This is a genomic window from Erythrobacter sp., from assembly GCF_024305245.1.
In the GTDB taxonomy this organism is placed as follows: Bacteria; Pseudomonadota; Alphaproteobacteria; order Sphingomonadales; family Sphingomonadaceae; genus Erythrobacter.
The window spans coordinates 38,433-56,473 of record NZ_JAMWYX010000003.1; the positions used below are offsets into that span (position 1 = coordinate 38,433).

General features: G+C 63.5%; 13 protein-coding genes. 5 read left to right on the plus strand and 8 right to left on the minus strand.

The genetic code is table 11. From position 1 onward, the window contains the following. Positions 1-240, minus strand: coding sequence for a hypothetical protein (locus tag Q0L48_RS04970; RefSeq protein WP_296717985.1), 240 nt, complete (start codon positions 238-240; stop codon positions 1-3). Continuing rightward, the gene (gene argH / locus Q0L48_RS04975) at positions 237-1,613 is read right to left on the minus strand and encodes an argininosuccinate lyase (protein WP_296718758.1); all 1,377 of its coding nucleotides are present in this window, start codon (positions 1,611-1,613) and stop codon (positions 237-239) included. The genes Q0L48_RS04970 and argH overlap by 4 nt, the downstream gene beginning before the upstream one ends. Positions 1,614-1,659: 46 nt before the next feature. Here argH and Q0L48_RS04980 point away from each other — a divergent pair, with 46 nt between their 5' ends. Further along, positions 1,660-2,223, plus strand: coding sequence for a TlpA disulfide reductase family protein (locus tag Q0L48_RS04980; protein WP_296717988.1), 564 nt, complete (start codon positions 1,660-1,662; stop codon positions 2,221-2,223). Between the two features lie 17 nt (positions 2,224-2,240). On the opposite strand, the gene Q0L48_RS04985 is transcribed toward Q0L48_RS04980, so the two are convergent. The 3 genes from Q0L48_RS04985 to Q0L48_RS04995 form a co-directional block, all read right to left on the minus strand. Continuing rightward, the gene (locus tag Q0L48_RS04985) at positions 2,241-2,597 is read right to left on the minus strand and encodes a DUF4440 domain-containing protein (RefSeq protein ID WP_296717989.1); all 357 of its coding nucleotides are present in this window, start codon (positions 2,595-2,597) and stop codon (positions 2,241-2,243) included. A 280-nt stretch (positions 2,598-2,877) separates the two neighbouring features. Continuing rightward, on the minus strand, positions 2,878-4,098 hold the full coding sequence (locus tag Q0L48_RS04990) for a Gfo/Idh/MocA family oxidoreductase (RefSeq protein ID WP_296717992.1): 1,221 nt from the start codon (positions 4,096-4,098) through the stop codon (positions 2,878-2,880). Between the two features lie 46 nt (positions 4,099-4,144). Next, positions 4,145-5,704, minus strand: a complete 1,560-nt coding sequence (locus Q0L48_RS04995) for an aldehyde dehydrogenase (NADP(+)) (protein WP_296717995.1) — start codon at positions 5,702-5,704, stop codon at positions 4,145-4,147. Positions 5,705-5,831: 127 nt separating this feature from the next. Between Q0L48_RS04995 and Q0L48_RS05000 the strand changes: the two genes are divergently transcribed. From Q0L48_RS05000 to Q0L48_RS05010, 3 genes are read left to right on the plus strand one after another with little or no spacing between them, the layout of a single operon-like run. Further along, positions 5,832-7,253 carry a sugar porter family MFS transporter gene (locus tag Q0L48_RS05000; protein ID WP_296718760.1) on the plus strand — a complete coding sequence of 474 codons (1,422 nt, stop codon included), beginning with the start codon at positions 5,832-5,834 and terminating at the stop codon, positions 7,251-7,253. A 48-nt stretch (positions 7,254-7,301) separates the two neighbouring features. Further along, positions 7,302-8,837: a tryptophan halogenase family protein gene (locus Q0L48_RS05005; protein ID WP_296717998.1), complete on the plus strand. Its 1,536-nt coding sequence runs from the start codon at positions 7,302-7,304 to the stop codon at positions 8,835-8,837. Continuing rightward, complete coding sequence (locus Q0L48_RS05010) at positions 8,834-10,309, plus strand: tryptophan 7-halogenase (protein WP_296718001.1); 1,476 nt, start codon at positions 8,834-8,836, stop codon at positions 10,307-10,309. Before Q0L48_RS05005 ends, Q0L48_RS05010 begins: the two co-directional genes overlap by 4 nt. Here the strand turns inward: Q0L48_RS05010 and Q0L48_RS05015 are convergent. Genes Q0L48_RS05015 through Q0L48_RS05025 form a run of 3 tightly spaced genes read right to left on the minus strand, consistent with a single transcriptional unit; the run spans position 10,287 to position 14,415 of the window. Beyond that, a complete protein-coding gene (locus Q0L48_RS05015; protein ID WP_296718004.1) occupies positions 10,287-11,303 on the minus strand; it encodes a cupin-like domain-containing protein in 1,017 nt (338 codons plus the stop codon). The two genes, Q0L48_RS05010 and Q0L48_RS05015, sit on opposite strands and share 23 nt — an antisense overlap. Beyond that, entirely contained in the window at positions 11,300-12,847 is a 1,548-nt protein-coding gene (locus tag Q0L48_RS05020; protein ID WP_296718005.1) for a tryptophan halogenase family protein, read from the minus strand. The genes Q0L48_RS05015 and Q0L48_RS05020 overlap by 4 nt, the downstream gene beginning before the upstream one ends. Next, entirely contained in the window at positions 12,844-14,415 is a 1,572-nt protein-coding gene (locus Q0L48_RS05025; protein WP_296718008.1) for a tryptophan halogenase family protein, read from the minus strand. Before Q0L48_RS05025 ends, Q0L48_RS05020 begins: the two co-directional genes overlap by 4 nt. A gap of 168 nt (positions 14,416-14,583) precedes the next feature. On the opposite strand from Q0L48_RS05025, the gene Q0L48_RS05030 reads away from it, so the two are divergent. After that, on the plus strand, positions 14,584-17,961 hold the full coding sequence (locus tag Q0L48_RS05030; protein ID WP_296718010.1) for a TonB-dependent receptor: 3,378 nt from the start codon (positions 14,584-14,586) through the stop codon (positions 17,959-17,961). The last annotated feature ends 80 nt before the right edge of the window (positions 17,962-18,041 follow it).

The following is an 18,041-nucleotide window of genomic DNA, read 5'->3' on the forward strand; positions in this document are numbered from 1 at the left end:
TTATTCGGGCGGCAAATCGAAGGGGTCGTCCTGCCGTTCTTCGGAGCGGCGGCGCAGTTCCACGCTGCGTTCCGGCGCGGCGAGCGCTTCGCGGCGCAGCAATTCGTCAGCGGTGGGCGGAACGGCGGCGCCATAGGGGGCGACCGGCAGGTTCGCGCCTGCAGGCGGGGTGAGCGGCGCGCGAGAGCCGCAAGCGGCGAGCAGCATCGCGCCCGCCAGACAAACTGCAATCCGCATCATTCCTCCATCCCCAACATCGTTCTTGCCCGTCCGACCTGCAAACGGACCTGCGCCGGAGCGGTTCCGCCATGCGAAGCCCGCGCCGCGACCGAAGCATCCACCGATAGCGCAGCATAAACCCGATCGTCGATCCGCGCATCGATCGCCTGGAGTTCGGCGAGCGGCAGCTGGTCGAGCGCGATGCCGCGCGTTTCCGCCAGCTTCACCGCGCTGCCGGTGATGTGATGCGCCTCGCGGAACGGAATGCCCGCCTCGCGCACCAGCCAGTCGGCAAGGTCGGTGGCGGTGGCATAGCCGAGTTCCGCCGCAGCGCGCATCCGGCCTGTGTTGAAGGTGCTGCCCGCGATCATCCCCGTCATCGCGGCGATGGCGAGTTCCATCAGCGATGCGGCCTCGAACACCGGCGTCTTATCGTCCTGCATGTCCTTGGAATAGGCCAGCGGCAGGCCTTTCATGGTGATCATCAGGCTGGTCAGCGCGCCGATGACGCGGCCCGAATGCCCGCGCACCAGTTCGGCAGCGTCGGGGTTTTTCTTCTGCGGCATGATCGACGAGCCGGTCGAAAGGCTATCGGGCAGGCGGATGAAGCCGAACGGCTGGCTCGCCCACAGGATCAGTTCTTCGGCCAGCCGCGACAGGTGCAGCGCGGTGGTGGAGCAGACATAGAGGAAATCGAGCGCGAAATCGCGGTCGGATACCGCATCCAGCGAATTGGTGGTCGGCGCATCGAAGCCGAGCGCATTAGCGGTCATGTCGCGGTCGATCGGAAAGCCGGTGCCCGCCAGCGCGGCCGATCCCAGCGGGCATTCATTCATCCGCGCGCGCGCATCGGCCAGCCGCGAACGGTCGCGCCGCAGCATCTCGTAATAGGCCATCAGGTGGTGGCCCAATGTCACCGGTTGGGCGGTTTGCAGGTGTGTGAAGCCGGGCATGATGTCGCCCGCGTGTTCGCCCGCCCGCGTGACCAGCGCCTGTTGCAATCCGGCGAGGCCTTCGTCCAGCTGATCGAACCGGCCGCGCACCCACAGGCGGAAATCGGTCGCCACCTGATCGTTGCGGCTGCGCGCGGTGTGGAGGCGACCTGCGACCGGGCCGATCAGTTCGGCCAGCCGCGCCTCGGTGGTCATGTGGATGTCTTCGAGGTCCCAGTCTTCGGGCACGCCGTCGGCGGCATATTCGGCGGCGACTGTGTCCAGTCCGGCGCCGATGATGGCGGCGTCCTCGGCCGCAACGATCCCTTGAGCCCCCAGCATCGCGACGTGTGCCTTGCTGGCGGCGATATCCTCGCGCCACAGCGCCTTGTCGAAGGGAATCGAGGCGTTGATTTCGCGCATGATCGCGCTAGGGCCGGCAGCGAAGCGCCCGCCCCACATGGCGTTGGTGGCGCCCCCGCCGTTCGAACCGTCACCGGAGCCTGTCATGTCCCGCTCGCCGCTCATATTCGCTGTATCGTTCCTGCTGCTGGCCGGATGCGATAGGGCCGCCGAAGCGCCAGCGCAACCGGCGCAAAGCGCAGAGGGCAGCGCAGGCGTGGGCGAAGTGGCGCGCACCTTCGCCGGAACCCCGCTGCCGGCGATGCAGTTCGCGGATGCCGACGGCAACAGCCTCGATCTTGCCGCGCAGGACGGGCCGGTGTTGATCAACCTGTGGGCGACGTGGTGCGGCCCATGCGTGGTCGAGATGCCGCAGCTGGATGCTCTCGCGGGCGAGCTGGACGGCGAGGTGCGCGTCATCACCGTCAGCCAGGACGTGCGCGGGGCCGAGGTGGTCACGCCGTTCTTCGCGCAGAGGGACTTTGCCCGGCTCGAACCGTGGCTCGACCCCGACGCGCAGCTTTCCGCGCAGTTCACGCCCGAAGGCCTGCTGCCGCTGACGGTCCTGTTCGATGCGCAGGGCAAGGAAGTGCTGCGGGTGGCGGGCGGTTACGAATGGGACAGCCCCGACGCGATCGCCATGATCCGCCAGAGCCTTGCCCCGCAGTAATGCGAGCCCGTTTTCGCCTAGCCTGCGGTTAGCGGAACGGTTTGCTGGTGCTGCAACACGCGCCATTCGTCATGTTCGAGCCTGCGCATGGTGGTCGTGCAATAGGCAGCGTAGGCTCTGCCGTCACGATCCGCTTCGGCCTTGTAGGCGACGACGATCAGCCCTTCCTGCGGGCGGGCGACCTGCTTTTCGCTGAACGTCACCTGTGACCATCGCGGCGTTTTAGCGACTGCCTCGATCGCCTGATCGCCGGTGAATACATATGGTCTTTCGGGAAGGACCATGAGGCATTCCGCATCGATCAATTCGCGGTACTGCTCCGCATCGCCTGTCCATAGGCTCTGTTCGAATTCCCAAACGCGCGCATCTTCCATGTCTTGGCTCCTGCAAATTGCAGATTCGAACCCGAGGCAATCGCGATCGTTCCGAAGCTGCGCCTGCATGTCGGACGACTGGTGGCTGGCTTCCCGTCAGCCGAGCATATCGTTTGGTCCGGGTGCGGGCGCGGGCACCCATCAGGTTTGTTACGTCCGGATGGTACGACCGTGGAGCGGACGATGACTTCGGACCGCCGGCGGCGAGTATGAGCATGTCGAACGGACGCCCATTCTCCCTTTCTCTTGATCAATGTCTTGAGAACATCGCTGGTGATGCTCAACTTCGCATCGTTCCGTCAGGATTGAGCATTATTGTCCGACCGGTCGCAGCCGAAGCATAGATTGCTTCGATCAATCGCACATCCCTGAGCCCCATCTCGCCAGGCGTTCTGATCGGAGTGCCGCCGCGTATTGCATCGGCGAGGTGATCGAGTTGCCGTGCGAACTGGACGTTTGAATTCCCCGGCGACAGGTCGTGCTTTTCCCGTCCCGCTTCCAGCGTCAGCGTGTTGCCGCTGTAATTGGTTGCCGGCTGCATCATCAGCGCCCCCGATGTGCCACGCGTCTCGACCATGTTGAGGCCAGCCGAATCGTAAGAGGTGACAAGGTGGGCCGCCGCTCCGGAAGGGAAGCGGCACTGGACCGAAACATGCGCAAATATTTCCGCGAACCGTTGGTCGCCAATTGGCCGATGGGTGGCAGCGCTGATGCGTTCCGGCATTTCGCCGGACAGGTAAAGCGCCGCTTGTAGGCCATAGATTCCGTAGTCCTCGAGCGGCCCGCCGCCCGCCAGAGCGCGGCTCACCCGCCAGTTTTCAGCCGGGGTGGTCGGACCCATGCGATAGGAATGTTCGGTGCGGATCAGCCGCAGGTCGCCGACAGCTTCCGCCTCCATCAGCTCAACTGCTTTAAGGTTGTACGGCTCGAAATGGCAGCGATAGGCTATCATCAGCTTCCGGTTTGCCCGGTTGCTCGCCGCGATCATGCGTTCGCATTCTTCGCTTGAGAGCGCCATCGGCTTCTCGCACATGACGTGCTTGCCTGCGGCGAAGGCCCGCTCGGTCCACTCCGCGTGCAATCCGCTCGGCAGCACGACATATGCCGCCTCGACCCCGTTATCTGCAGCAATATCAGCGAAGGAGTCATAGGAGTACCGCGATTCTGGCGGGATGCCATAGGCCTCGCCGACCTCCCGCAGCTTGCGGGGATTGCCGGATACAAGAGCGGCGATATGCGCGCGTTCGGACTGATCGAACCGGGGCATGATCTGCTTGAGTGCATAGTCTCCAAGGCCGATGATGGCGAAGCCGACGCTGTCCGACCGTCTCTGGCGCGGCGGAGCATCAGGCAACTCGACCCCTTCGGGCATCGGCTGGCCGGCTGCCGACACGCCGCGCGCCTGGCCCAGCGCCGATTCGGCGGTTACCATCAAGGATGCGGCTGCCGCACCTCCACCGACCTGAATGAGGCGGCGCCGTGTCAGTTCGAAATCGGTCATTGCATCTTCCTTTGGTAAACGCGGTGCGGAAGCATGCACTGCGATGCTAGGCCTTGAATTGTCCGTCGACCCGCCGCAGCACCGGGCTGGGACCGTCGAGCAGCACCTTGGGCAGCAGCGCGGCGGGCATGTCCTGATAGCTGACCGGGCGCAGGAAGCGGTCGATCGCAAGTGTGCCGACCGACGTGCTGCGTCCGTCCGACGTCGCCGGAAAGGGGCCACCGTGCACCATCGCGTGCGTCACTTCGACCCCGGTAGGCCAGGCATTGGCGATAATCCGTCCGGCGCGCTGTTCGAGGATCGGGAGCAGGTCGCGCGCCGCCGGATAATCATTGCTGGCCATGTGCAGCGTAGCGGTCAGCTGGCCCTCCATCGCTGCCAGAATTTCGGCGACCTCGTCCAGATCGGCGCAGGTGACGATGATGGAACTCGGCCCGAACACCTCGTGGCCCAGCGCCGGCTGGCTGCGGAAATCGGCACCGCTAACGGTGTAAACATACGCCTGCCCGCACGCGCCCGCACCTTCCGCGCCGGTTCCCACCAGTGTCGCGCCGTGGGCGGCAATGGCGGCTATGCCTTTGGCATAGGCGCTCTGGATGCCGGTGGTCAGCATAGTCTGCGCCGGAATGCCTCCCAGCGCCTCGGCCACGGTCGCGACAAAACGTGTCGTCGCTTCACCTTCCACGACCAGGACGATGCCGGGATTGGTGCAAAACTGCCCTGCGCCCAGCGAGAGCGAACCGGCGTAGGCGTTCGCCAGCGTCTCTGCGGCTTCATTCATCCGGTGCGGCATCAGCACCACCGGATTGACGCTGCTCATCTCGGCATAGACCGGGATCGGCGTCGATCGGTTTGCGGCGTGATCCATAAGCGCAAGGCCGCCCGCGCGCGATCCGGTGAAGCCGACTGCTGCGATGCGCGGATCTTTCACCAACGTCTCACCCAGCTTGTAATCGGTGCCGTTCAACAGCGAGAACACGCCGTCTGGTAGTCCGACCTCACGGATCGCGGCAAGGATCGCGCTTGCGACCAGTTCGGAGGTGCCGGGGTGCGCCGGATGACCCTTGACGACCACGCAGCACCCGGCGGCCAGCGCTGATGCGGTGTCCCCGCCTGCCACCGAGAAGGCGAGCGGAAAGTTGCTCGCACCAAACACCGCGACGGGGCCGAGCGGCACCTTGCGCATTCGCAGATCAGGCTTGGGCGGGGCGCGGTCGGGGACGGCATGATCGATCCGCAAGGCCTGCCAGCTGCCGTTCTCGACCTCATCGGCGAACAGGCGCAGCTGTCCCACGGTGCGGCCACGCTCGCCATTCAGACGCGCTTCGGGAAGGCCGCTTTCGGCCATAGCACGCTGGGTCAGGGTATCGCCTAGCGCGTCGATCTTGTCCGCCATGAGCCGGAGGAAGGCAGCGCGTTCTGTCAAGGGCAGGCTGGCGAAGGCCGGCTGTGCCGCCCCAGCCGCGGCGCAGGCATCGGCAATGTCCGCGGCGCTTGCTTCGGCGAAGGCGGGTTCGAGCGCTGCGCCGGTTGCCGCTGTTACTGCGGCGAAGCGTTCTGCCCCGCCGCGCCATTCGCCCGCGACCAGATTATTGCCCGTCAACATGAGTGTTCCTCTCGAATGCCAGAATTCGAATTGCGCGAAAACGCGGCTTGCCAAGGTCCGCATTACATGAAAGGTAGCGCTACCATAAATGACATGGGTTGCAACAGCGCAAACCCGGGGGAGAGGGATATTGGAGACGAAGCGCGAAGGCGCCAACATGGTGCTGATTTCGGCAATCGTGGCGGTGGCGACAATCGGGGGTTTGCTGTTCGGTTATGACAGCGGCGCGGTCAACGGCACCCAGCCGGGTCTGAAGCTGGCGTTCGGGCTGAGCGAAGGGGGGTTGGGTTTCACCGTCGCCTCGCTCCTGATCGGCTGCGCGATTGGTGCCTTTTCTGCAGGCGCGCTTGCCGACCAGATGGGGCGGCGCAACGTCATGCGGATCGCCGCAGTGCTGTTTCTTGTGGGCGCGCTCGTTCAGGGGCTCACCGCCGATTATCTGCTGTTCGTAATCGCACGCATCGCGGGGGGCATGGCGGTGGGGGGGGCCAGCGTATTGTCGCCCGCCTACATTGCCGAAGTCGCGCCCGCGAACATTCGCGGGCGGATGACGACGGTGCAGCAGATCATGATCATCACCGGCCTCACGCTGGCGTTCCTCGTCAATTACGCGCTTGCCGCAGCGGCGGGCGATTCAACCGGCGCTTTCTGGGGCGGGATCGAAGCATGGCGGTGGATGTATCTGATGCAGGCGGTGCCCGCGGCGATCTTCCTTGCCGCGCTGTTCTTCATCCCCGAAAGCCCGCGCTATCTGATCGGCAAGGGCCGTCATGATGAAGCCTCTACGGTGCTCACCAGCCTGTTCGGCCCGACCGAAGCCACCGCCAAGCTGGCCGAAATCCGCGCCAGTTTCTCCGAGGATCACAAGCCGCGCCTCGCCGATGTGCTCGCGCCTCCCGGCACCAAAAGCGTGTTGGGAATGCGACCGATCGTGTGGGTGGGCATCATGCTGGCGGTGTTCCAGCAGCTCGTCGGGATCAACGTGATCTTCTATTACGGTGCGACGCTGTGGCAGCTGGCCGGATTTACCGAGAGCGATTCGCTGCTGATCAACATTGTCTCGGGCGCGGTGTCGATTGCGGCCTGTTTCGTCACCATCGCGGTGATCGACAAGGTGGGGCGCAAACCGCTGTTGCTGATCGGTTCGGCCGGGATGGCGGCGACATTGTTCGTGATGGTGTTCGTTTTCAGCCAGGGCGGACTTGATGCCGACGGCAACCTTGTGCTGTCGGCTGGCCTCGGCACGGCGGCGGTTATTGCAGCGAACCTCTATGTCATCTTCTTCAACGTCAGCTGGGGCCCGGTGATGTGGGTGATGCTGGCCGAGATGTTCCCCAACCAGATTCGCGGATCGGCGCTGGCAGTGGCGGGGTTCTTCCAGTGGTTCGCCAATTACCTCATCGCGCAATCCTTCCCGCTGATGGCGGCGGGGATCGGCCTGGCCGCAAGCTACAGCTTCTATGCGGTGTGTGCGGTGATCAGCTTCTTCCTCGTCCAGCGCTTCATCGTCGAGACCAAGGGCAAGGAGCTGGAGGAGATGGTGGGGTAGGGTCGCACTGGCTAGCCCCCCACCTCCTCCAATGATAGCGAGAACGTGATGACATCTGCCTCGCCCAACCCAGCTGGAAACCCTGTCCGTGTCGTTGTCCTTGGCGGCGGCACGGCGGGCTGGATGACAGCCGCCGGAATTGCACGCCTGCTGCCCGATCTGGCGAGCGTGCAACTGGTCGAGAGCGAGGAAATCGGCATCGTCGGCGTGGGCGAGGCAACGCTGCCGCATATCCGCGGTTTTGTCGAAAAGCTTGGGATCGACGAGGCGGCGTTCATGAAAGCCACCCACGCGACCTTCAAGCTGGGCATCGATTTTCGCGATTTCGGGCGGATCGGGGAAAGTTACATCCACCCGTTCGGATCATTCGGGGAGGAAGTCGGCGGCGTCGGTTTCCACCATTACTGGCTGGAGCTCGCCCGCCACGGGATGGCGCGCGATCTGGGCGATTATTCGCTGGCGGTGGCGGCAGCCAAAGCCAACCGTTTCCGACCGCCGTCGCAGGACGATAGCCTCGCTTCGACTTATGGGTATGCCTACCAGTTCGATGCGACGCTGTTCGGCCCGTTCATGCGCGAATTCGGTCTGGGAATCGGGATCGAACGGCACGAAGGCCGCGTGGTCACTGTCGAGCGCGATGGTGCGAGCGGCAATGTAACCGCGCTGGTACTGGCGGACGGTCGCCGGATCGAAGGCGATCTGTTCATCGATTGCTCGGGCTTCCGCTCGATCCTGCTGGGGCAGGAACTGGATGTTCCGTGGGAAGACTGGACGCACTGGCTTCCGTGTGACCGTGCCGCTGCGATGCCCTGCACCCATGCGACGGATGATATCCGCCCCTATACCACAGCAACCGCAATGCCGGCCGGGTGGCGCTGGCAAATCCCCCTCCAGCACCGGATGGGCAATGGCTATGTCTTTTCCAGCGCGCATGTCTCCGAGGATGAGGCCTGCGAAGCGATCCGCGCCGCCGCCGAGGGCACGCCGCTGGCCGACCCGCGCATTCTGAAATTCCGGCCCGGCCGCCGTGCGCAATCGTGGAGCCACAATGTCATCGGCGTGGGGCTCGCAAGCGGGTTTCTCGAACCGCTCGAATCCACATCGATCTACCTTGCGCAAATGGCGATCACCTATCTGATCGAGCTGTTCCCCGAACGCGGGGCCATCGACCCGCGTGACCGCGACGAATTCAACCGGCTGGTCGACATGGAATATGACCGGGTGCGCGATTTCCTGATCCTGCATTACAACGCCACCACCCGCGACGATTCCGAATTCTGGAACCACGTGCGCACCATGCGCCTGCCCGACAGCCTCGAAGGCAAGTTGGAACTATGGCGCAAGGCGGGCCGGATCGAGAAATATTCCGACGGGCTGTTCTACGATGCCAGCTGGATCGCGGTCTATGTCGGTCAGGGCTTGCTGCCCGAAGCGCATGATCCGCGCGCAGCGATGATTGCGCCGGATGCGCTCGCCCGCGCGACCGAACGCCTGCGTCTGGCTGTAACGGGCGAGGTCGCGGCCATGCCCGGCCATCGCGACTTTCTTCGCGCCGAGGCCGCAAGGCTGGCCGAGGCTGCGTGAGCACCCCGCGCGAACCATTGCGCCGGATCGTCGTGGTCGGCGGCGGACAGGTCGGCATCCTCACCGCCATTGCAGTGCGGCGCAGCTTGCCGGGATGCGAGGTGATCGTGATCGGCGGTGCGCCGGGGCCGGCATCCTTTGCCGACTGGTCGCCCACCGCGATGCCCTTCACCAACAAGCTGCACGACCGGCTGGGCATTGCCGAGGCGGATATCATCACGAGGGCGGGCGGATCTTATCGCCTCATCACCCGCTATGTCGGCTGGGGCGGGGCTGGGCAGGCGGGCGTGGTGGCCTATGGCGAAACGCTCGACCCGGCGCTCAAGACCGCGTTTGCGCGCGATTGGGGCGGGGTGCGGGCGCTTGGTTCGGGCGCGCCGCCCACTGCCAGCTTGGCACAGGTGCTGGCAGAGGCAGGGCGGTTTGCACCCCCGCCACCGGGTGAGCCGACCCCGATCTCCGCCGTCGACTACGCGCTGCGCTGGAACCCCGCGGCCTATCGCGCACTGCTGATCGAACAGGCCGAGGCTTTGCAGGTCGGCTACCTCGAAGGTGTGATCGACAATATCGAACCGGGCGAGGGCGATGCGATTGCCGCGATCGGCCTGAACGGACAGGGGCGGATCGCAGCCGATCTGTTCATCGACTGCAGCGGCCCCCAAGCAACCTTGCTTGCCGCGCAGATGCGCTTTGCGTTCACCGACTGGTCGGACACCCTGCCGACCCGTCACGTCTACCTTGGTCAGCCGGGGGCGCCGATGGCAGCGCTGGAAGACCGGATCACGCTGACCGGGGCAGGCTGGGTCAGCGAGGTGGCCGGGCGTGACGGGTTGCAGGCAATGCTCGGCGCTCCCGCACATGTCTCGCGCGAGGATGCGCTGGCGATGCTGCGCGTTCCTGCACGAGCGGTGATCGCGCTGACGCCGGGGCGGGTGGCGGAGCCGTGGGTCGGCAATGTCATCGCGATTGGCGATGCGGCGGCGCGGTTCGATCCTTTGGGGCCGCTCAATCTCGATCTGGCGCATCGTCAGCTTGATCTGCTGCTGGAGATGCTGCCCGGTCGCACGATCTCTCCGCTCGAACGCGCCGAATACAACCGCCGGTCGGGGCTGATGATGGACGGCGTGCACGAGGTGCTGGCGCTGCATTTCGCCACGGAAGATGCCCGGCGCGTGTTCGGCATGCGGGCTTTGCCGGGGCGGGTTGCGGCAGTGATCGACCAGTTTACCCGGCGCGGACGTATTCCGTTCCGCGAAGAACTGCCGCTGCTGGGACAGGAACAATTTGCCCTGCTGGCAGCGCTCGGGTGGCAGCCGGGTCTGCCGCCTGCCTTGCGGCATGGCGATGCAGGCACTGAAGCGCGCGCGAGGGCGGCGTTCGAAGCCTCGGCGCAGGCGGCGCTTGCCTTTGCCCCGCCCTACGCCGCGTGGCTCGAACGGGCGTTGCTGGCTAGCCGAGCGCCTGCCGGATAAGTTCGCGCATCTGGGCAAACCGTGCCGGTGAAGGCGGCCCGATAATACCCTTGGCGTGATCGGGCAGATGCGCCGCCGGATCGCCATTTTGCTCGAACACGTAATGCTCCAGCATCCCGCGCCACACCGCGCGTTGATCGGGCGGCAAGTGCTTGAACGCCAACAATGCGTGAAGCAGCGCGTCGTAGGGGCTGCCGATCCCTTCTGGCTGGCCCGGTGCCCACCAGTAATTGACCAGAATGCTGACCGGATCGAGGGATTCGACCCCGTGCCACCAGCCGTAGGGGATGTAGATCGCGTCGCCGGGTTCGAGTGTTGCGGTACTGGCGTGTTGCGCCGCCTCGGCGAAGCGGGGGTAACGTGCAAGGTCGGGTGCGGCGGGGTCGACCATGCTCACCGGCGTGCCGGCAGGGGTCAATTCGAACGGACCGGGATACAGATTCGCAATTTGTTCGGGCGGGAACAGGGTGAAACGCCGCCGCCCTGCTACACAGCAGGCGACGTTTTCCTTGGCATCGTAATGCGGAGCGACCCGGATCCGGTTGCCGATCCAGATGCGCGGGGCAACGTGGGGTAGCAGCGGCAACCGATTGGCGTCCGCGAATGCGGGGAGCAGGCCTGCGATGTCTTCCGACTGCACTGCCATCGCAGGCGCATCGGGCATCGCGGCGGCGCTCAGCAAGTCATTCAGGAAGAATTCGAGCCGCCCGCTGGCTCGTACGAAGTTCAGCCGGGTAAGATCGTGGGTGTAGAAAAACCGTCCCTGTTCCGAGGCTGAGGCGGCAATCGCCCCGACCGGGCGTAAGGCCGTTTCGCGGCAAAGGTAATCCACGATCGCGCGGTCACTCATGCGCGCAGCAGCGACCGCTGGCCAATGCGCGACAAGTCCCCGCATCACAACCGGCCGAACCTCGGCTCGCAGCGCATCGAAGGCGTCGGCAGCGAGCGGCGCGGTTACCTCACGGATCGGCGCAGAGGCCGCGAGGCCTGTCATGCGGTGAGATATTCCGCCGGTGCAATCGCCCCGCCGCTCTGGTGCAGGAAATCGGCCTGCGTCGGCATCTGGTCAACCGTTTGGCGGATCACCTCGCGGATATGGCTGAGGCGTTTGCGCGTTTCCTGCTCATCGAGCATCCACGCCGCCGGATGATACGCCTGCGGCGTAATCCCCTGACTCAGCATGACCGATAGCCAGCTGTCCTCGGTGAACAGCTCGTTGTTCTCGCGGAAGATGCGGCCGGAGCTGCGGAACATTTCGATCTTCTCGGCAAGGCTATCGGGCGCTTCGAGATGGCGGCAGTAGCGCCAGAATTCGGAATCGTCGCGCTCGCTCGCGCGGTAATGCAGCACCAGAAAGTCACGGATATTGAGATATTCGTGCTCGGTGTCCGTGTTGAACCGATTGATTTCCACCCGGCTGAACCCGGTATCGGGGAACAGCGCCAGCAGCCGTGCGATCCCCGATTGCACCAGATGGATCGAGGTTGATTCGAGCGGTTCGAGGAACCCTGCGGCGAGCCCGAGCGCAACCACGTTCTTGTCCCACGCCTTGGCGCGATGGCCGGCAGTGAAGGCCAACTGATTGGGATCGGCCAAGGGCTTGCCATCGAGGTTGGCCAACAGCAGATCGGTTGCCGCACTGCGATCCATATGCGCCGAGGAAAAGACATGGCCGTTGCCGATCCGGTGTTGCAGCGGAATTCGCCACTGCCACCCTGCGGTGCGGGCGGTGGAGCGGGTCAGCGGCTCGGTGCGGCCTCCCAGCTCGCATGGCACGGCCACCGCGCTGTCGCACGGCAACCACTTGCTCCAGTCGGTAAAAGGCACCCCCAGCTTCTGCCCCAGCAGCAATGAGCGAAAGCCGGAGCAATCGATGAACAATTCGCCCGCGATCTCGCGTCCGTCTTCAAGCTTGAGAGCGGTGACAAAGCCCGATTCGCCATGCTGAAGCACTTCGGTGATCCGGCCTTCGACCCGGGTCGCGCCGCCGCTTTCGGCGAAGGCACGCAAAAAGCGTGCGTAACGTCCGGCATCGAACTGGAAGGCATAGGAAAGTTTCGACAGTGGTGATTTCGGATTGTCGCCGCGCGGCCAGGCGAAGCGGCCCGATTTGCCCGCCGCCGCCGCGATCGAATAATCATCGATCCGCGCGCTTTCCCTGAAGGTCTGCCCGCGCAGCCAGAAATGCTGGAATTCAATCCCCAGCATGTCGATCCCGAAGCTGCCGAACGGGTGGACGTAGGAATGGCCCGGCCGCAGCCAATCGACGAACTCGATGCCGAGTTTGTAGGTCGCGCGGGTTTCGCGCATGAATTGCGCTTCATCAAGGCCGAGCAGGCGGTTGAAACCGATAATTTGCGGAATGGTCGCCTCGCCGACGCCGACCGTGCCGATCGCTTCGCTTTCGACCAGCGTGACTGACAGGCCGGGCATTGCGCCGAGCACGCGGGTGAGCGCCGCCGCCGTCATCCATCCGGCAGTGCCGCCGCCGACGATCACGATCTTGGTGACAGGCTTGGGGGCAGACGCGATGCTCATGCGCTCAAAACCTGTGGTGCAAAGCCAGCCGCCGGTTGCAGGTTCCAGCTGCCCGACTGGCGCAGAAACGATTCGTGCGGCGGCAGCTGTGCCGCGACATCGCGGTAGCCTGCGCGCATTTGCGCCATGGCTGCGGCAACCTTTGCTTCGTCCAGCGTATCGGCAATCGGATCATAGCTGTCAGGCCAGAGATTCTGCCCCAGCATCACCGCGATCCAGCTTGGTGTGGAGAACAGCTCCGCCTCGTCGCGCAGCACCCGGCCATGGCGCTGCCACATCGCCATCTTGCGCGACAGGGTGTCGGGCACGCTCATGTGCCGGACATAGCGCCAGAACTCCGAATCCTCGCGCTGGGTTGCCTTGTAATGCAGGATGATGAAATCGCGCACGTCTTCGAAGATGCCGCGCATCCCGCGGTTATATTCATCGCGTTCCACCGGGCTGATCGGATTGTCGGGGAACAGCGCAAACAGACGGGCGATGCCGTTCTGGATCAGATGGATGCTGGTCGATTCGAGCGGTTCGATAAATCCGGATGATAGCCCGATAGCAACGACGTTGTGGTTCCACGCCTTGCGCCGCATTCCGGTGAGGAATCGCAATGCGCGCGGTTCGGCCAGAGGCGCGCCTTCGAGATTGGTGAGCAGGATCTCGCGCGCCGTATCCTCGTTCATGAAGGCGCTGGAGAACACATGGCCATTGCCGGTGCGGTGCTGGAGCGGGATGCGCCACTGCCAACCGGCGGCATGCGCGGTGGAGCGGGTGAACGGGGCAGGCGGGCCGGGGCTGACGGTGGGCACCGCAATCGCGCGGTCCATTGGCAGCCAGTGGCTCCAGTCCTCATATCCGGTTTCCAGTGCCTCTTCGATCAGCAGGCCGCGAAAACCCGAGCAATCGATGAACAGATCGCCCGCAACCAGTGTGCCATTATCCAGCATTACGCTGACAACATCGCCGCTTTCGCTGTCGCGCGAGACATTGGTAATGCGCCCTTCGATCCGGACGGCGCCTTGCCGTTCGGCCAGCTTGCGCAAGTATGCAGCATAAAGCCCGGCATCGAAATGATAGGCATAGGCTATCTGGCTCACCGCCGACTGCGCGCCCGCCGCGGGCCGCGCAAAATGGCCGGCGCGCGCGGCTGCCGCGCTCATCGAATAGTCGCAAATCTCGCCAGACCCGCCGCTGCGCTCATGCTCCCGCAGGAACAGCTGGTGGAACGGGATGCCGTGCAGATCCTGTCCGAAGCTTCCGAACGGATGGAAATAGCGATCGCCCTGCTTGCCCCAGTTTACGAACTCGATCCCGAGTTTGCAGGTGCCGCGCGTTTCACGCAGGAATTCGGCTTCGGGGATGTCGAGCATCGCATTGAAGCTGCGGATCGCCGGGATGGTTGCCTCACCCACGCCGACCGTGCCGATCGAATCGGATTCGATCAAGGTGATGGTGCGACGCCCATCGTTGAAATAGCGCGACAAGGATGCAGCCGCCATCCAGCCAGCCGTGCCGCCGCCGACAATTACCACCCGTTTCAGGCGGTTTGCGTTACCGATACCATTTGCTCTGGACATACTCGCTACCTTCTAACCGGACGGAGGGTTGTTGGCAATTTACCACAGGTATCGTGCAAAAATCTTCGCACCCTATTGTCAAGCGGACTTACCCTCGATAAGTCAATGTCCCACAAGAAAGACAGCTATCTGAGAAATAATGATAGCGCTAACATGGGAGGGGATCTGATGCACATTTCGCTGCAGGATCGTGGCGTTCGGGCGAACCGCTACAATTCGTGGTTCAAGGGCGCGCTACGGACCGGTGTTTCGGCTCTGGTCATGGGGGGCGCGCTTTGTTCGGGTAGTGCCTGGGCGCAGGATGAAAATCCGCCCGAAGAAACCGGTCCTTCCGAAGAAGTTGAAGCGCCGGCGAATGAAATCGTCGTCAGCGGGCTGCGTCAGTCTCTCGAGAACGCCCAGAACATCAAACGCGACGCCGACACCATTGTCGACGCGATCACCGCGCAGGATATTGGCGCGCTGCCCGACCGATCCGTAACCGAAGCGCTCCAGCGCGTTCCCGGCGTGGCGATCAACCGCTTCGCCGGATCGAGCGATCCCGATCACTTTTCGGTAGAGGGTTCGGGCGTTGTGGTGCGCGGGCTCAACTTCGTGCGTTCGGAATTCAACGGCCGGTCCGCGTTCGCTGCAGGTGTCGGCGGGCAGGCCCTCAATTTTGCCGACGTTCCGGCCGAACTGCTTGGCTCGGTCATCATCAGCAAGAACGCGACCGCCGAAATGATCGAAGGCGGACTGGCCGGGACGGTTAATCTCAACACCCGCAAGCCGTTCGACAACAACGGCCTCAAGGTCGCCTTCAGTGCCGAGGCCAATTACGGTGATTTCCGCAAGGAATGGACGCCGACATTCTCGGGCCTGATCAGCAATACCTGGGATACCGACAAGGGCCGGTTCGGCCTGCTGGTCAGCGGTTCGTATTCGCGGATCAAAAGCCGCGCTGACGGTTTGCAAGTTGCCAACTACCAGACCCGCGATGGCGCGCTGGTCAATGCTTCCAACACTCAAGGGGTGCAGGTGTGCCGCAACCCGCTGCCGAATGCGTCGGATAATTTCACGCTGCCGCCAGCCGGTGCGCAGTGCGGCAATTTCGGTTCTGCCGGAGCGGACGGGTTTGCCGACTATGCGGATTCGCGCGTCGCGCCGGTGGGCGGGCAGTTCCGCACGCAGGAATTCGACCGTGAACGCAACGGCTTTGCCGTGTCGGCGCAGTTCGAATCGATCGACGAAAAAACCTTGATCACAGCGGAGTTCATCCGTTCCGCCTCCACCAACAAGTGGGGCGAATATACCTTCGAAACCGCGCCCGATCAGTCGGAATACACCACCTATCCGGTCGGTTGTTTGCAGAATGCGGACGGACCGAGCCGGATCAACCCGGATGGCTCGCTGGGCGATCCCACATCGCGTGCGCAGTGCCCGGTCGGTGGCTTCAGCGATTTCGCCTACGACGACAGCGGCCTGTTCCAATCGGGCTACATCGTCAACACGAGCAATGGCTGGCGCGGTGATCCGGCCGCATCGCCGTTCGTTCCGATCGGCGGCCAGCAGCAATCGCTGGCGCGGCGTCAGGTCAATGACGAAGTCACCAACGAGGACTATTCACTCAACATGCGCACCGAGCTGACCGATCGTCTGACGATCGAGCTTGACGCGCAATATGCGACATCACGTAAGGAAAACCTCGATTTCAGCGTGTTCGGATCGGTATTCGCCGATCAGGAACTGGACATCACCGGCGATCTGCCAGTGATCGTTCCGCGCAAACCGCAGTTTCTGGGCTATAACTGGTCGACCCCGGGTGAAGCTTTGGGCGGAGCCACCGAGGAGCAGTATTTCAACGATCCGCGGTTCCAGTTCTGGCGTGCGGCGATGGACCACATCGAAGATAGTGAAGGCGAACAATTCGCGTTCCAGGCCGATCTTGCCTATGAATTCGATGAAGATTCCTTCCTGCGCCGTGCCAAGTGGGGTGCGCGCTATCAGGATCGCGAGCAGACGGTGCGCTACACCACCTATAACTGGGGGATGCTGAGCGAGGTGTGGTCGGGTTCGCGTCCGACCAATTTTGCCGACACGCCTGCGGAATTGTCCGAGCGCTATGATTTCCCGAACTTCTTCCGCGGCGCTGTCGCCGGACCTCCGGGCGGGTTCTATTATGCGGGCGATCTGATCGGCGATTACGAAGGCGCGATTGCCGATTTCCAGTCGATTCAGGATTTCTCCCGCACGCTAGGCTCCGATCCGACGTGGGTGCCGCTGTCGGGGCGGCAGGGCGCCACACCCGGAACGCCGTTCCTGGGAGAGGATATCCAGCCGATCACCCAGCAGGATTCGGCCGCTTACCTGCAACTGGAATTCGGCAGCGACAATGTGTTCGGGTCGATGCGCCTGTCCGGCAATATCGGCGTGCGCTACGTCAACACCGAGGTGCGCTCCGAAGGGATCCTCGGCGTGCCGAGCCAGCAGGCGCTCAGCATCACCCAGCCATTCGACGTGCGCTGCGCGGTGGGTGTGCCGGTTGGCGCGCCTCCGGGCACGGTGCCGACAAGACCGGGCGGGGTGTGTAACCTCGGCGCGCAGGGCTATGCCGAACTCCAGCAGTTCGCCGGTTCCGGGACGTCAGACGGCGGTGTGCGCAACGTTGCCGATGTGAACTACGACTTCTGGCTGCCGAGTATGAACCTCAAACTGGGGATCAGTGATGACGTGATCGTCCGGCTCGCCGGTTCGAAGGTCATGACCCGGCCCGACAACGCCAATATCCGCAACTTCCTGAACATCGGACTGGAAGGTAGCGAGTTGACGGCGACGGCAGGCAACCCCTTCCTGCGCCCGGCCACGGCATGGCAGTTCGACGCCAGCGTGGAATGGTACTTCGCCCCGGTTGGCTCCTTGACGTTCAATGCGTTCTACAAGGACGTGAAGGACTTCTTCTTCCAGGATATCTTCACCCGGGAGGTCACAAGCAACGGGATTACCCGCGACGTGCTGGTGCGTGGTCCGGCCAACTTCGAGGAAAACGGCAAGATCAAGGGTTTCGAGCTGGCCTATCAGCAGACCTATGACTTCCTGCCCAAACCGCTCGATGGACTGGGTGTGGCTGCCAACTACACCTATATCGAAAGCGAAGGTCTGCCGAACACCTTCCTGAATACGGGTGAGCCGGTGGATCAATCCACAGTCCCGCCGGGCAACCTTCCACTGGAACAGCTGTCGAAACATAACGTCAACGCGACCGTGTTCTATGAAAAAGGTCCGATCTCGCTGCGTGCAGCCTATAATTGGCGGTCTCGGTTCCTATTGACGCCGGCGGATGCGATCTTCCCGTTCTATTCGATCTTCAATGAAGCGACCGGACAGCTCGATGGTTCGATTTTCTTCAGGGTGTCGAATGAAATTCAGCTCGGCGTCCAGGGCGTGAACCTGCTCGACGAAGTGACCCGAACGACGCAGGCCTATACCGGCGATCCGAACGTTCTGGCACCGCGCTCGTTCTTCATGAACGACCGGCGCTTCTCGTTCATTGTCCGGGGCAACTTCTGACCTTTGTCGTGCTGTCATCAAAAAAGGCTCTCCGGTCCAAGCCGGGGAGCCTTTTTCGTTAGGGCTGGCCTACCGCCGCG